The organism is uncultured Piscinibacter sp. (assembly GCF_937952055.1).
Lineage (GTDB): Bacteria > Pseudomonadota > Gammaproteobacteria > Burkholderiales > Burkholderiaceae_C > Piscinibacter.
Window position 1 is genome coordinate 952905 of sequence record NZ_CALFYO010000021.1, and the last position, 13696, is coordinate 966600.

At 70.5% G+C, this 13696-nt stretch carries 16 protein-coding genes; 1 reads left to right on the forward strand and 15 read right to left on the reverse strand.

The window, feature by feature from the left end; translation table 11 throughout:
- Window positions 1-6 precede the first annotated feature (6 nt).
- From Q0599_RS18740 to Q0599_RS18810, 15 genes are all read right to left on the reverse strand, one after another.
- Window positions 7-1359, reverse strand: coding sequence for a pilus assembly protein TadG-related protein (locus Q0599_RS18740; protein ID WP_298832647.1), 1353 nt, complete (start codon window positions 1357-1359; stop codon window positions 7-9).
- Between the two features lie 37 nt (window positions 1360-1396).
- Window positions 1397-1681, reverse strand: a complete 285-nt coding sequence (locus Q0599_RS18745; RefSeq protein ID WP_298832650.1) for a hypothetical protein — start codon at window positions 1679-1681, stop codon at window positions 1397-1399.
- Window positions 1681-3372 carry a type II and III secretion system protein family protein gene (locus tag Q0599_RS18750; RefSeq protein WP_298832652.1) on the reverse strand — a complete coding sequence of 564 codons (1692 nt, stop codon included), beginning with the start codon at window positions 3370-3372 and terminating at the stop codon, window positions 1681-1683. The genes Q0599_RS18745 and Q0599_RS18750 overlap by 1 nt, the downstream gene beginning before the upstream one ends.
- Window positions 3373-3413: 41 nt before the next feature.
- Window positions 3414-4271: a Flp pilus assembly protein CpaB gene (gene cpaB / locus Q0599_RS18755; RefSeq protein ID WP_298832655.1), complete on the reverse strand. Its 858-nt coding sequence runs from the start codon at window positions 4269-4271 to the stop codon at window positions 3414-3416.
- 9 nt (window positions 4272-4280) lie between these two features.
- Window positions 4281-5645, reverse strand: coding sequence for an ATP-binding protein (locus tag Q0599_RS18760; RefSeq protein WP_298832658.1), 1365 nt, complete (start codon window positions 5643-5645; stop codon window positions 4281-4283).
- A 13-nt stretch (window positions 5646-5658) separates the two neighbouring features.
- A complete protein-coding gene (locus Q0599_RS18765) occupies window positions 5659-6216 on the reverse strand; it encodes a prepilin peptidase (RefSeq protein WP_298832661.1) in 558 nt (185 codons plus the stop codon).
- Window positions 6217-6286: 70 nt separating this feature from the next.
- Window positions 6287-6466, reverse strand: a complete 180-nt coding sequence (locus Q0599_RS18770; protein ID WP_298832663.1) for a Flp family type IVb pilin — start codon at window positions 6464-6466, stop codon at window positions 6287-6289.
- A 134-nt stretch (window positions 6467-6600) separates the two neighbouring features.
- Window positions 6601-6792: a Flp family type IVb pilin gene (locus tag Q0599_RS18775; RefSeq protein WP_298832665.1), complete on the reverse strand. Its 192-nt coding sequence runs from the start codon at window positions 6790-6792 to the stop codon at window positions 6601-6603.
- A gap of 10 nt (window positions 6793-6802) precedes the next feature.
- On the reverse strand, window positions 6803-7297 hold the full coding sequence (locus tag Q0599_RS18780; protein ID WP_298832667.1) for a response regulator transcription factor: 495 nt from the start codon (window positions 7295-7297) through the stop codon (window positions 6803-6805).
- A gap of 108 nt (window positions 7298-7405) precedes the next feature.
- Window positions 7406-8053: an isoprenylcysteine carboxylmethyltransferase family protein gene (locus Q0599_RS18785; protein ID WP_298832671.1), complete on the reverse strand. Its 648-nt coding sequence runs from the start codon at window positions 8051-8053 to the stop codon at window positions 7406-7408.
- Window positions 8050-8784, reverse strand: a complete 735-nt coding sequence (locus Q0599_RS18790; protein ID WP_298832673.1) for a response regulator transcription factor — start codon at window positions 8782-8784, stop codon at window positions 8050-8052. The genes Q0599_RS18785 and Q0599_RS18790 overlap by 4 nt, the downstream gene beginning before the upstream one ends.
- Before the next feature lie 21 nt (window positions 8785-8805).
- Window positions 8806-10479: a histidine kinase gene (locus Q0599_RS18795; RefSeq protein WP_298832675.1), complete on the reverse strand. Its 1674-nt coding sequence runs from the start codon at window positions 10477-10479 to the stop codon at window positions 8806-8808.
- A 170-nt stretch (window positions 10480-10649) separates the two neighbouring features.
- Window positions 10650-11681, reverse strand: a complete 1032-nt coding sequence (locus Q0599_RS18800) for an isocitrate/isopropylmalate family dehydrogenase (RefSeq protein WP_298832678.1) — start codon at window positions 11679-11681, stop codon at window positions 10650-10652.
- 81 nt (window positions 11682-11762) lie between these two features.
- Window positions 11763-12023, reverse strand: coding sequence for a hypothetical protein (locus Q0599_RS18805; protein ID WP_298832681.1), 261 nt, complete (start codon window positions 12021-12023; stop codon window positions 11763-11765).
- A gap of 140 nt (window positions 12024-12163) precedes the next feature.
- Entirely contained in the window at window positions 12164-12913 is a 750-nt protein-coding gene (locus tag Q0599_RS18810; protein ID WP_298832685.1) for an MBL fold metallo-hydrolase, read from the reverse strand.
- Window positions 12914-12990: 77 nt separating this feature from the next.
- On the opposite strand from Q0599_RS18810, the gene Q0599_RS18815 reads away from it, so the two are divergent.
- A complete protein-coding gene (locus tag Q0599_RS18815; RefSeq protein WP_298832687.1) occupies window positions 12991-13617 on the forward strand; it encodes a cyclopropane-fatty-acyl-phospholipid synthase family protein in 627 nt (208 codons plus the stop codon).
- Window positions 13618-13696: the final 79 nt, after the last annotated feature.

The window sequence follows — 13696 nt, forward strand, 5'->3', positions numbered from 1 at the left end:
GGCTTCTCACTGCACCAGGGCCGGCACCATCGGCCCCTGGGAGTTGGTGTCGCCGGCGATGCCGGACGTGGCGCAGGGGCTGCCTGCGACGTTGGAGCGGCCCAGGTACTCGAGCCGCGACTTGATGACGTTGCCCGGGGACTTGCGGTAGGGGTCGAGCAGCAGCACGCAGGCATAAGCACGGATCGGCGCATGCTGGCCTCCGGCGAAATCGCTGCAGTCGACGATGGGCAGCACCACCAGGCGGCGATCGGCGCCGTAGGCGGTGTGCTGGGCGACCGTCGAGGCGTTGTAGGGGTTGGTATAGAACGGCGGCGTGACGCCCTCGGCGACGCCGGTGTTGGCCGGCAGGTGGCTGATGCGCGCCGAGCGGAAGTTGGGCACGCCGGCGACGCTGCCACCGTAGGCGTCACGGCCGAGCGGCCAGTTCTCGGTGCTGTAGCTGTGGCCGGAGAAGTCCGGCGGCGAGGTCGCGATGCTGTAGCTGCCCGGGCCGTAGAGGCCGAAGCGCGTGTTGAAGGCCTGCTGCAGCGAGTTGATGGCGCCGGTCTGGCCGACGCAGCCGGGCGTCGGGTTGGCGCTGCCGCTGGTGGCGCAATGCCCGGCGATCGGCTGCGGCAGGCTGCACTGGCCGCTGCCGGCGATCAGGCAGGCCAGTTCGCTGGCGCCGCCGCCCGTACAGCCCGGCGAGGTGGAACTCGGGTCGAAGTCGATCCAGCGGAAGTTGCCGGTGTAGCCGGCGCTGCCGCCCGTCTCGGAGAACTCCATGCTGTACCAGTTGCCGACGACATAGCCGTAGTCGGGCGCGCTGCCCTGGGCGCACAAGGCCATCGGCACGGCACAGTTGGTCTGCGCCGGCGCCAGCGTGGCGGTGGCCAGCGCATTGACGGTCTGCGCGCCAAAGCCCATCACCTGCATGAACCAGGGCAGGATGCCGGTGCGCGTGATCGTGCAGCGCACATAGCTCGAGTTGGCCGGCGCGCTCAGCGCGCCGGCCCAGCTGCTGCCGGAGGTCAACGAACTGCCGAAGGCCACGGTCACGTTCGCGGGCGGAATCGCCGCTCCCTGGAAGCCGACGCGGTTCAGCGTGGCCACCGCCTTGCCTGCCGCTTCGGCGCGTTCGAACGCGGCCGTCGGGATCTCGGGGGCGCCGGTGAGCTCGTAGCTGGCGGCCAGTGCGCAGGCATCGGCGCCGTTCTGCAGTTCGCTCTTGGTGAGGTAGAGGTGGCCGCCGTCGATCGCCAGTCCGATGAAACCCATCATCACCACCAGCGCCAGGCCGACGACGATGGCCACCGCCCCGCGCTGCCGCGAGCGCATCGGCCCCGCGACATGCCGGCGTTGCAGGCTTCCTGTCACTTCGGTTCTCCTCGGTGGCGCCACGTGCTGAGCTCGGTCAGCGGCTCGTGCCGCCGCCGACCCCGATGCTGATGACGCTGGCGGGCGGAGGATTGCGGTAGGTCTCGACGTGCCGCTCGCCGGCCTCGTGCACGGTGCGGCCGTCGCCGCCCAGCACCTGCTGCGCATGGCGCTGCGGGGCGGCCGGGTCGAGCAGCTGCTGCGCCGTGAGGGCGCGGGCGCTGTCGCCGAAGCGAGCATCCCACTGCGGCGATGCGCTGGCGGCGCAGCCTCCCAGGACGGCCATGCAGGCGGCCGCAGCGATCGTGGTGATGGCGCGCATTACTTGCTCTCCTTGTCGAATCCACCCTGGGCCGGGGCGCGGGCTTCGCCGGCGGCGTCCTTGCGGTCACGCTGACCCTCGAGCTTGCCGTCCAGGATCAGCTCGCTGCGGCTGGGCGGCACGTAGCCGTCGGTGGGCAGCTTGTAGTCGGACGGCAGCGGCTTCACCAGCCGCGGCGTGATCACGAACACCAGTTCCGAGCGGTCGGTCTGGAACTCGCTGCTGCGGAACAGTGCGCCGACGATGGGCAGTTCGCCCAGGAAGGGGAAGGCCTTGATGTTGGTGGTCGTGTTGTTCTTGATGAGGCCGCCGATGACGAAGCTCTGGCCGTCCATCAGCTGCACCGTGGTCTCGGCCTTGCGCGAGGTGAACGAGGGCAGCACGGCGCTGATGCCACCGCCCGTGATCGCGACGCCGGCGCTGTTGAGTTCGGACACCTCCGGGCGCACGCGCAGGTTGATGCGCCCGCTGCCGAGCACGGTGGGCGTGAAGTTGACCGACACGCCGAACTCCTTCTCCTCCAGCGTGATGGTGCGTCCGCCGCCGCCGTCGGTCTGCGCCACCGGGATGAAGATCTTGCCGCCGGCGAGGAAGCTGCCGGTCTGGCCGCTGATGGCCATCACCGTGGGCTCGGCCAGGACCTTCACCAGGCCATCGGTCTTCTGCATGTTGACCGTGACCTGGCTGACGTTCTTGCCTGCGGCCAGCGGGATCTGCGGGTTCTGCCCGAAGCTCGCATCGCCGACCTGACCTGTGTAGCCGCTGGTCGACTGCCCGTTGCTCGCCGAACCGATCACGCCACCGCCGACCAGCGCGCCGGTGGTGCCGGCGATCTGGCCGGTCAGGCCCGCGGCGCCGCCGAAGATGCCCGACAGGTAGCGCACGAACGAGCCATCGCCGGGCACGTAGGCGCGTGCGAAGTCGATGCCGAACTTGTCGAGCAGCGCCTTGGAGACCTCGGCCACCTTGACTTCGAGCATCACCTGCTGGGGCGCGCCGACCTCCAGCATGTTGACGATGCGCGGGCTGCCGCCGCCCTTGCCGCCCTCACTGCCGCGCACGTAGGCGTTGGCCAGGTCGGTCACGCGGGCCAACGCCCCGCTGTCGCTCACCGTGCCCGACAGCACGATGGAGTCGAAGGCGGCCGACACCTTGAGGTCCTTCTCGCCCGGCAGCAGCTGGGCGATCACCGACTGCAGCGCCGTCGTGTCCATGCCGACCACCACGTCGAAGGCGGTGCAGACGCCGCTGCGGTCGAGCATCACGACGTTGGTCGAGCCGATCGTCTTGCCGAGCAGGTACACCTCGGTGGGCGCCAGCAGCAGCACGTCGACATCGGCCACACCGGGGCGGGTGTCGACGGCCGGCGCCTTGACGCCCTCGTCCTTCTTCCCGTCGGGCGTCTCGGCCGGCCGCGCCGCCCGGGCATTCTCCGGGTTGCCCAGCAGGATGCGCGCGACCGGCGTGGTCGGCCGCATCACGGTGGACTTGCCCACCGGAATGTGCACCAGCGGCGCGATCTCGATGCGCGAGCACAAGGCAGCCGTGCTGGCGGGAGCCGCGGCGCGCGCAGTTTGGGCGGCAGCTGCGGGCTTGGCGGGCTGGGCGGCGACGGCCCAGGCCTGCAGGACCAGGCCGGCGGCGACAGCCAGGCGGCAAGTGGACGGAGCCTTGGCGGACAGGCGTTGCATCGACGTTTCTCCCGGGTGTCGATCGAAGAGGAGGCGAGGCATCAGAAGCACTCGTTGACCTTGTTGAGGCCGCGGATCACCTCGACACAGTTGCCGGTGGCGGCCACCGGCACGGCGGCGGTCACCGGCGCCGGTGCCGCGGCGCGGCGCACGGTCTTGCGCACCGGCGCAGGCTTGACCGGCTCGGGGGCCGGCTGGTCCAGGCCGAGCAGCTCGGCCTTGGTCACGCCCGTCGTGTCGGTGGACTTCGGGTCGGTCTGGTTGCGCAGCACCAGCGACAGCGTGCCGACGCTGCGCGCGAGGTCGAGCATCTCGGCCTCGACAGGCGTGACTTCCAGCGTCACGGCATTGACGACCTTGGGCTTGGTCTCGTCGCGATCGGCTTCCTGGGCCACCGCCAGGACGAGGATGCGCTCCAGCACGATCTTCGAGATGCTGCGGTCGCGGTCGGCGCGGCGGGCACCTTCCTCCTGCGTATTGACCATCACGTCGACAAAGGTGCCGGGCAGCGCGAAGCCGGCCACGCCCACCACGTCGTTGACGCGCACCGTCATCGCCCGCTTGCCTTCGGGCACCACGGCCGACAGGCCGCCCTTGGCACCCACCGGCGCGAGGCGGGCCTCGGTCAGCGGCTCTCCAGGCTGCAGCGAGACCAGGACCACGCGGCCCTCGAGCTTGCTGGCGTCCCGGAAGGCGCCCGGCGGCACGCTGCCCTGCGGCCAGTCGGCCATGCGCAGCATCTCGGGCGAGATGCGCCCGCCCAGCTCGATGTTGGTGTTGGCCACGGCGATGCGGCCCTTGTCGCCGCCTTGCTGCTGCATCCAGCGCGCGGCGAGCACCACCGCAGCCAGGCCGGCGATGGCGGCGATGAGCAGCATCAAAATGCCTCGGGATTTCATGGTGGTCTCCTACGGTCGGTTCCGAGATTCGGTGGCGGCTTCGATCAGTGCCTCGTTGCCGAAATAGGCCTGCCAGGCCCACTCGATGAGCTCCGGCGAGAGCGCCGGCTCGGCGCCGAGATAGCGCGAGCGGCTGGCGATCAGGTGCAGCAGGTCGCGTGGGTAGCAGGCCAGCAGGGGGCGGCCGCGCCCACGGTGGTAGTCGTCCAGCAGGCGGGCGAACAGCTCCGGCGCGAAGGCGATGCCTTCGTTGGCGCAGGCGCGGCGAAAGATCTCCTCGTAGTCGGCGCGGGCCAGCTCGCCGACGGCGATCTTGTGGCCGATGCGGCGCAGGAAGGCGGGGTCCTCGAGCTGGTCGGGGCGCAGGTTCGACGAGAACACCAGCACCAGGTCGAAGGGGATGGTGAACTTGCCTCCGTTGCGCAGCATCAGGTGGTCGTGGCGGCGCTCCATCGGCACCACCCAGCGATTCATCAGCTGTCGCGGCGTGATCACCTGGCGGCCCAGGTCGTCGACGATGAAGATGCCGTTGTTGGCCTTGAAGTGCGGCGGGGCCTCGTAGTAGCCGGCGCGGCCGTCGAAGCTGAGGTCGAGCATCTCGAGCGTGAGCTCGCCGCCGGACACCACGCAGGGCCGCTCGCACAGCAGCCAGCGTGCGTCGGGGCGGCCGCGGTTGTCCAGCGCGGTGCGCGGCGCGCCTTCTTCGGCGACGAGCCGGTGGCACTGCGCATCGAAGACACGGATCACCTCGCCATGCACCGCGATCGCATGGGGAATGGCCACGGCACCGACCAGCAGGCGCTGCATCTGCTCGGCGAGATAGGTCTTGCCGGACCCCGCCGGCCCGTAGAGCAGCATGGGGCGGGCCGAGTTGATGGCGGTGCCGAGCTGCTCGACCAGCCCGGCCGGCACGATGAGATCGGCGAAGGCGGCCTGCATCTGCGCCGCGGTGATCGCCTGCCGCACCACCGACTGGGCGCGCACGCGCTCGGTGTACGACTCCAGCGTCACCGGCGCCGCGCCGGTGTAGGAGTTGCGCGCCAGCCACTCGGCGGCGCGCGCGCGGCCGGCCTGCGTGAGCTCGAACTGCACGTCGGCCTCGTGCTGGCCACGGCGCGTCACCTCGAGCAGCGTCTCGCGGCGCATGAACTGGCACAGCGCCTCCACCACGCTGCCGGTCAGGCACAGGTGGGCACTCAGCTCGGTCAGTCGGGTCAGGCCGAGCTGGTACATGACCTTGGCGACCAGCTCGACCAGGAAGGTGCCGGACAGACCGGTCTCCTCCGGAGTCTGCGGCGCGCGCGGCAGCGCCGATCGCGTCTCATGCAACTCGGCGGCCGTCTGGGCGGCGCGGGGGAACAGCAGCAGGCTCATGCTCTTCTCCTGCTCAGCGCTGCCCCAGCGGCCACAGCAACGCGGCGCCGGTGCCCAGTGAGATCGCGACCCCGTAGGGCAGCCGTGCGGCGGTGTGTTCGAGCGGCGCGAGCCGCGCCGCGGAACCGCGGACCGTGCGGTCGAGCAGCAGCGAGCGCATGTTGGCCAGCGTCTGCAGCGCGATGCCGCGGCTCAGCATGAACAGCACCGACAGCGCGCCGCCGGCGAGCAGCGTGTAGAGCGTGGCGGCGATCGCCGTCTGGGTACCGACGAAGGCCCCGACCATCGCCATCAGCTTGACGTCGCCGGCGCCGCAGCCGCGCATCAGGTGCAACGGCATCAGCATGGCGAGGCCGACGCCGAGGCCGGCCAGCGGCGACCACCAGGCGGGCCCGGCGAGCGAGTCGCCGCCGGTCAGGCGCGCGAGGGCATGCACGGCGAAGGCCATCACGACGCCGGCGATGACCAGCGAATTGGGGATGCGACGCGAACGCAGGTCCGTGACGACGGCTGTCAACAGCAGGCTGGCGAGCAGCAGCGCAGCGAACGGCAGCATGGAGAGGGCTTGCATGGTCGGCACGGAGTTGGGTTCGGTGGTGGGCAGGGCGGAGCCATTGCCGGCTCCGCCCGCCTGCGGGGCATCAGAGCGCGGCGGCGAGCGCGGTCGCGACGGCGTTGAACACGGCGTCGAGCTGGGTGCCCACGGCGGTGGCCGCGACGATGATGGCCACGGCGATCAGCGCCGCGATGAGGCCGTACTCGATGGCGGTCACGCCTTCTTCGTCACGGGCGAACTTCTTGATGAAACGGACGATTTGCATGTTGAACTCCTTGCGGTTGATGACTCGATCGACGCCGTCGAATGGCGCCTTCCCTATCGATCCGAGTGGGCCGGATCTGAACCCTGCTGGCCTGTTGCTGGGACGCCGGCCGGCCAATCGCGTCTTGCCTGGGGCTACAAGGCGCCCTGGATGGCGGCGATGACCGCGGCCGTCCAGGCGTTGTAGATGTCTCCGACTGACGTTCCCGTTGCGGTCAGCGCACCGATGATCGCGAGCGCAATGAGTGCCGCCAGCAGGCCGTACTCGATGGCGGTGACGCCGGACTCGTCGGCGAGCCAGTGGGCGGGAGTGCGTCGTGTGTCCATGGCCTGCACTTTAGAAACCGCTCGGCGGCTGCGCATCGGAGGAGCTGCCCACCGGACCCCGGGAGCTTGTGCCCTGCCCCGCAGGAGATTCCTCCTCCCGCGAATGGGTGGCCACCATTGCCTCGAGCGCGTCGAGCAGCGCGGCCGCCGGCTCATGCTTCTCGACGAAGGCCCGTGCGCCGAGCTGGGTGGCCCGGCTGCGCGTCGCGCTGTCGCCATGGCTGCTGAGCACCAGCACGCGTGCGGTGACACACAGCAGCGGGATGAGGGTCAGTCCATCCTCGCCGGCGAGGTCGACGTCGAGCACCACCGCCTCGGGTCGCATCCGCGTGGCGATGGCCAGCGCCTCGGTGCCGCTGGCCGCCGTGGCGACCTCGCGCAACGCGAGTGAAGTGCAGGAAATCAGCCGCGCGACGCCTTCGCGCACGGCCAACTGATCGTCAACGACGAGCACGCCGATGGCGGTTGCGGCGACGACTGGCGGCGTGCGTGGGGTGGCTTGCATTGACATGACTCATGCTAAGCAGGGCACGCCTGTGCTGGCATGGGAGGAAGCGGCCTGCGACGGGGGGAACTTGTTCCCACCCGCCGCGGATCCCGGCGGCGCGAAGGCTCAGTAGACGAAGGGCACCAGGCGCCAGTGCACGCGCTGCTGGTAGCGCCGGTAGTCCTCGCTGGCGCTGGCCAGCACCGCCTCTTCACGCTGCATGCGCAGCACCTGCGCGGCATACAGCAGCAACAGCACGGCCAGGTTCTGCCACGACGCGTTGGCGAGCAGGAAGCCGACGTGACCGACCAGGTAGCCGAGGTAGATGGGATGGCGGACGACGCGGTAGGGCCCGCCGGTGACCAGGCCGCGCTGCGCCGGCAGCAGGCCGAACGAGCGGCCGAGCGCGAGCTTGGAGGCGAACTGCCACAGCGTGCCGCACAGTTGCAGCGCCACGCCGGCCCATTCCGGCACGAGGTGGGAGGTGCCGCGCGGCTCGAGCAGCACGAAGAAGAAGGCGGCGTACATCGTCGCCGCGACCGTCAGCGGCGCCATGTCGCGCATGCGCGCCTGCCGCGCGATCAGCACCAGCAGCAGCGTGTAGCCCTCGATGATCAGCAGCAGCAGCAGGGTCCAGCGTGAGCCATCGGCCCACCAGGCGAGGGCGAGGTTGGTGACGGCGAAGCCGTAGGCGAGCAGCGCGAAGCCGCGCAGCAGCCATTCGGTCAACCGGCCTTCGCGGCCCGCGTCGGCCGAGACAGGGGCGGCGCTCACTGGCAGACCCTGGGCGCCGCACCGATCGCATGCTCGGTGGCGAAGACGTGCAGTTCGAGCCGGCCGCGCACGCCGAGCTTGCTGTAGATGGTGGTCAGGTGGTTGCGCAGGGTGTGCTCGCTCATGCCGAGTTCATCGGCAACGGCGATCTGCTTCGCGCCGGCGCGGCGCACCATGGTCGTCACGATCTCGCGCTCGCGCGGCGTGAGGCTGGCGATGCGCTCGGCATCCGGATCGGCCTGGCGCGCTTCGGCCCCCATGCCGCCGTCGGTGAGCATGCCCAGCACCTCGCCGAGCAGGCCGCCGTTGAGCCAGACCTCGCCGCTGTTGACCTTCTCGATGGCACGCAGGATCACCTCGGCCGGCTCCGACTTGTGCACCACGCCCCGGGCGCCCTTCACCACCGCCATGCGATGGCGCGCGATGTCGTCGGCGCCGGTCAGCACCAGCACGCGGCCCGGGCAGCGGCGGCGCAGCTCGTCCAGCGAGTTCACGCTGTCCTCGCCGGCCAGGTCGAGGTCGAGCAGGATCACGTCCGCCGCGCCCGCGGCCTCATGGTCGAGCAGTTCGGCACGCGACGCGGCCGTGCCCACCACCTCCATGTGCGGCCTGGAGCTGTCGATCAACCGGCGCAGGCCCCACATCGTGATCTGATGGTCCTCGGCGAGGAAGACGCGGATCGCGTGCGGCGTGGTGGCGTGGCGAACCGCAGGTGCGTAGGCCAGGGTCATGGGTACAGCTCCAGCGACGAATTACAGAGGGACGCGAATGAGGATCTCGGTGTTCAGGCCGTCGGGCCGGGTCACCTCGATCGTGCCGCCGAGCTCGCGCGTGCGTTCGCTCAGCGAGCAGGGGTGGAAGTCGTCTGCGGGGCGGCCGCTCACGCTGCCGCCGTCGTCACGCACTGCCAGGCGGATGCACTGCCCGTCCTGGCTCAGCGTGATCCACACGCGGCGCGCCGCGGTGTGCTTGCGCACGTTGTTGAGCGCCTCGTTGACCATGTGGAACAAGGCCCCGGCGAAGGCCCGCGTGGTGGGCAATTGGTCCGGGCAATCGAACTCGATCTCGAGGCCGAACAGCGAGGCGAAGCGTCGCACCTGGCGACGCACGGCGGGGATGAGGGTGTTCTCGCCGCCCGGGGTGCCGCTGCGCAGGCCGGAGATGAGCTCGCGCAACGCATCCACCTCGCCGTTCACCAGCGCGGCCAGCGAGTCGATCTCGGCGCGTGCCGGGTTGTCCGGTGGGACGCGCAGTGCGACGCACTCGACCGCGTACTTCAGACCCAGGTAGGGCTGGATGGCGCTGTCGTGCAGGTCGCGTCCGATGCGGACGCGCTCGTGGCTGGCGCCTTCCTCCTGCAGCTGATCCACCAGTGCGGCCTGCTCGACGATGCGCAGCATGTCGGGGGCGGCCGTGGCCAGCGCCGGCACGTCGCAGGCCACGCCGCAGACCGAGCTGTAGCCGACCACCAGGTGGCCGTGCCGGCGGCCGTAGCGCATCAGCGGCACGACATGCAGCATGCGCATGTCGAGCAGTCCCGCGAGCTCGTCCAAGGTGCCGGCATGCGGGCCGGGCGCGACCGGCGGCTGGCCGTAGAACTTCGACGGTCGGCGCAGGTCCCACCAGTCGCGCCGCGCGTGCCTGGCGGGACGATCGGGCAGACGCTGCAGCAGCGCCTCGACGCAGCGGTGCGCGTCGGGACGGGCACGGAAGCTGCCATCCGCGCAGCTGGAGAACATCGCCGGCGCGCCGAGGCCGCTGGGCAGCACCAGGGCGACCACGTCGGCCTGCGCGGCGGCGCGCAGGCGCTCGACCAGCATGCCGCAGATCGGTTCGAGGCCGCGCCGCGGGTCGAGCTTCGCCTCGAGTTCGTCAAGCAGGGCCATGCGGCCGCGCAGCACGCCCATCGGGCGCGCCAGCAGCGCGGCGCCCGGCACGACGAGCAGCACGGCCAGCGCCAGCACCGCCTGCCTGGCGCTCATGTCCACCAGCGAGCCACCGCTGTGGTCGAACAGCAGGCCGGCGCCGGCGAACAGGGCCAGCATCACGCCGGGGCCCACGCCATAGCCGATGCTCGCGAGCACCACGGGCTGCACCAGCGTGACGACCAGCATCTGCGAACCGGTGTCCACCAGTTGCAGCGTCAGCGACGCCCACGCGACGTCGACCGCGAAATACGGCAGCGACGCGCCGCGGGCGCGGCCGGTGGCCTCGAGCCACATCACGGAAGCCGCCCACAGCACGTAGGTCAGCAGCACGGTCAACGCCCACGGGCTGATGCGCGGCTCGCCGTTCACCAGCAGCAGCGTGCACAACAGCGCCGTGATCGCGCGCATACCGGCCGCGAACCGGCGCATCTCCACCGACGGCCCACCCAACTGGGGCGTCGCATCGATCGGCACGGAGGTCGAGGTCGTCGCTGCCATGCCGGTTTTGTATCAGGATGAGGTGCCCAAAGGGGCACCCTCCATCGCGAGCCCGGCTGAAGTGGGCAATACGCCCAGGTCACCCCCCCCCTCCGTTCCGGGGATCGTGCAATCCGTCGCGGGCGAAGGCGTGCGCCCAAGGGCCCGGGCGGCGCCCGTCGCGCCGGGCGCTAGCCGTTCGCGATCCGCCCGACCAGGGCGCGCGTGAACTCCGCGGTGCTGGCGCTCCCGCCCAGGTCGCCGGTGCGCACCCGATCGACGTTGAGCGTGGCGTCGATCGCCGTGCGCAGCCGGTCGCCCAGGTCCTTGCGCTGCACGTGGTCGAGCATCATCGCCGCGGCCAGCATCAGCGCGATCGGGTTGGCCTTGCCCTGCCCGGCGATGTCCGGCGCCGAGCCGTGCACCGCCTCGAAGATCGCGGCGTCACGGCCGATGTTCGCGCCCGGCGCCATGCCCAGCCCGCCGACCAGGCCGGCCACCAGGTCCGACAGGATGTCACCGAACAGGTTGGTCGTGACCAGCACGTCGAACTGCCAGGGGTTGAGCACCAGCTTCATCGCGCAGGCGTCGACGATCACCGTCTCCATGGCGATGCGCTCCTTGTACTTCTCCTCGTACATCTGCTCGGCCGTCTCCTTGAAGATGCCGGTCAGCGCCTTCATGATGTTGGCCTTGTGCACGATCGTCACCTTCTTGCGGCCGGTCGCGATGGCATGCTCGAAGGCGAATTCGAGGATGTGGCGGCAGCCGGCGCGCGTGTTGATGCCGGTGGCCATGGCCACGGCGTGCGGGTCGTCGTCGATCTGCACGTAGTGCTCGTGGCCGATGTACAGGCCCTCGAGGTTCTCTCGCACCACCACCAGGTCGATGTTGTCGAAGCGGCCGCCGGGCACGATGGTGCGCGCCGGGCGCAGGTTGGCGTAGAGCTTGAACTCCTCGCGCAGGCGCACGTTGCTCGAGCGGTAGCCACCGCCCGAGGGCGTCTCCAGCGGGCCCTTCAGCGCCAGGCGCGTCCTGCGGATGCTGTCGAGCGTGGCCTGCGGCAGCGGGTCACCGGCGGCCTTGATGCCGGCCAGGCCGGCGGCCTGGGCGTCCCATTCGAACGGAGCGCCCAGCGCGTCGAGGGCGGCGAGCGTGGCATCGACGATCTCGGGGCCGATGCCGTCGCCGGCGATCAGGGTGGCGGGAATGCGGTTGGACATGGTCGGGTCTTCCGGGAAGCAGCGCGAAGGCACTGAGGATAAACCCCGAGCTTGGCGCCTCGCTGACGGCCCGGTCCCCGCTCAGCCGGTCGGGCAGTAGACGTTGCGCGGCCCCTCGCCGCGCAGGTACTGGCGCTCCTCCTCGTCCGTCGCCTCGCGCACGGCCACCAGCCTGGCGCGGTCGCCGTACCAGTCCTGCAGCGTGTGCCGCACCAGCTCGGCCGGGTCGAGCTCGGCGGGCAGGATCTTGAACCAGCGCCGCGGCCGGCCCTCATAGAGAAAGTCGACCACCCAGACTTTCGACATGCGGTAGAAGCCGCCGCCCCCGGCCTCAGGCGCCATCAACGCTTCGGCGCCAGGCAAGCCGCCCACGACGCGCTCGGGATTCGCCTCACATTGCACTCCGTGCTGGATGCCGACAGGCCGGCCACGATGCGCCTGCCTGCGCCGCGATTCCTTGAGTTCGCTCAAGCGGACGGGGCTCAGCCCTGCGGGCTCTCGGTCATGCGCTGGCAGTAGGCCTGCAGATGTTCCGGAAGGTCCTGCGGGCAGACGCCGCACAGCCGGTTGCCGGGCAGGGCGTGATCGATGAACTTCGGATAGGGAAGCTTGAGTTCGGCCATGAACTGCTCGAACGCCGCCAGCGTGCGGCCCTGGCCCAGTCGCGGGTTGCGCGCCTTCTCCTGGCCAATCGACGAGACGCGCCGGCCCTGGTAGTCGTGCCCGGGATAGACGAGCTGATCGTCGGGCAGCGCGAACAGCTTGCCGGTGACGCTGCGGTACAGCTCGGCGGCGCTGCCGTTCTGGAAGTCGGTGCGGCCGCAGCCATCGATGAGCAGCGCGTCGCCGGTGAAGACGCGTTCGCCGAGCACGTAGGCGAAATGCCCGTCGGTGTGCCCCGGCGTGTGCAGCGGCTGCAGTGTCAGGCTGCCGAGCTGCAGCGGCGTGCCTTCGACGATGCCGACGTCGGTGCAGGGCAGCCGGTCGATCGCCGGCGCGGCGATGCGGCAACCGGTGCGCTCCTTCAGGTGGAGCGCGCCGGTGATGTGGTCGGCATGGATGTGCGTGTCCAGCGTGTACGCCAGGCCGAGGCCGAGCCGCTGCAGTTCGGCCAGGTCGCGGTCGATGCTGTTGACCACCGGATCGATCAGCAGCGCCTGCCCCGTGGCCTCACAGCCGACCAGGTAGGTGTAGGTGCTCGACAATGGCTCGAACAGCTGACGGAAGATCATGGGTGCCTCCGGAAAGTGGCCGATTCTGTCAGCGCCCGTGACCCTCACGCCCTTCGACCCGCCAACACCCCATCGCCATGACTGGAAACCCCTTCGCCGACGCCGCCGCCACCTGGAACAAGCGCTTCGAGGGCGAGGCCTTGCTCTTCGGCGAGGCGCCCAACGAGTATCTGCGCGCGCAGGCGCCACGGCTGCGCGCGGGCGACCGCGCGCTGTGCGTGGCCGACGGCGAAGGCCGCAACAGCGTCTGGCTGGCGCAGCAGGGCCTGCAGGTCGACGCCTTCGACATCGCCGAGGTCGGCGTGGCCAAGGCACGGCGGCTCGCGCAGCGCCATGGTGTGGCGGTCCACTACAGCGTCGCCGACTGCGACGGCTGGGACTGGCCCGAGGCGACCTACGACCTGGTCGCGGCGATCTTCGTGCAGTTCGCCGACCCGGCGATGCGCGAGCGGCTGTTCGCCCGCATGGTGCGCGCCCTGAAGCCGGGCGGACTGCTCGTGCTGCAGGGCTATACACCGCGTCAGCTGCAGTACAAGACCGGCGGCCCGCCGCTGGTCGAGCACCTCTACACCGAGGAGTTGCTGCGCCGCTGCTTCGCGGGCATGGAAATCGTCGAACTGCGCACCTACGATGCGGAGCTGCACGAAGGCACGCAGCACGCGGGCCTGTCCGCGCTGATCGGCATGGTGGCACGCAAGCGCTGAAGCGCGCCCGCTCAGCTCACCGTCGCTTCGTCGGTGCGGCTGTCGCCCTTGTTGTCCTTCCAGCTGATCGCGACCTTGT

What these genes read in the sequence shown, in the direction of transcription:
- Q0599_RS18745 (WP_298832650.1), bottom strand. Translation starts at nt 1,681, where the DNA reads ATGCGCGCCATCACCACGATCGCTGCGGCCGCCTGCATGGCCGTCCTG.
- Q0599_RS18750 (WP_298832652.1), bottom strand. Translation starts at nt 3,372, where the DNA reads ATGCAACGCCTGTCCGCCAAGGCTCCGTCCACTTGCCGCCTGGCTGTC.
- cpaB (WP_298832655.1), bottom strand. Translation starts at nt 4,271, where the DNA reads ATGAAATCCCGAGGCATTTTGATGCTGCTCATCGCCGCCATCGCCGGC.
- Q0599_RS18760 (WP_298832658.1), bottom strand. Translation starts at nt 5,645, where the DNA reads ATGAGCCTGCTGCTGTTCCCCCGCGCCGCCCAGACGGCCGCCGAGTTG.
- Q0599_RS18765 (WP_298832661.1), bottom strand. Translation starts at nt 6,216, where the DNA reads ATGCAAGCCCTCTCCATGCTGCCGTTCGCTGCGCTGCTGCTCGCCAGC.
- Q0599_RS18770 (WP_298832663.1), bottom strand. Translation starts at nt 6,466, where the DNA reads ATGCAAATCGTCCGTTTCATCAAGAAGTTCGCCCGTGACGAAGAAGGC.
- Q0599_RS18775 (WP_298832665.1), bottom strand. Translation starts at nt 6,792, where the DNA reads ATGGACACACGACGCACTCCCGCCCACTGGCTCGCCGACGAGTCCGGC.
- Q0599_RS18780 (WP_298832667.1), bottom strand. Translation starts at nt 7,297, where the DNA reads ATGCAAGCCACCCCACGCACGCCGCCAGTCGTCGCCGCAACCGCCATC.
- Q0599_RS18790 (WP_298832673.1), bottom strand. Translation starts at nt 8,784, where the DNA reads ATGACCCTGGCCTACGCACCTGCGGTTCGCCACGCCACCACGCCGCAC.
- Q0599_RS18795 (WP_298832675.1), bottom strand. Translation starts at nt 10,479, where the DNA reads ATGGCAGCGACGACCTCGACCTCCGTGCCGATCGATGCGACGCCCCAG.
- Q0599_RS18800 (WP_298832678.1), bottom strand. Translation starts at nt 11,681, where the DNA reads ATGTCCAACCGCATTCCCGCCACCCTGATCGCCGGCGACGGCATCGGC.
- Q0599_RS18805 (WP_298832681.1), bottom strand. Translation starts at nt 12,023, where the DNA reads ATGGCGCCTGAGGCCGGGGGCGGCGGCTTCTACCGCATGTCGAAAGTC.
- Q0599_RS18810 (WP_298832685.1), bottom strand. Translation starts at nt 12,913, where the DNA reads ATGATCTTCCGTCAGCTGTTCGAGCCATTGTCGAGCACCTACACCTAC.
- Q0599_RS18815 (WP_298832687.1), top strand. Translation starts at nt 12,991, where the DNA reads ATGACTGGAAACCCCTTCGCCGACGCCGCCGCCACCTGGAACAAGCGC.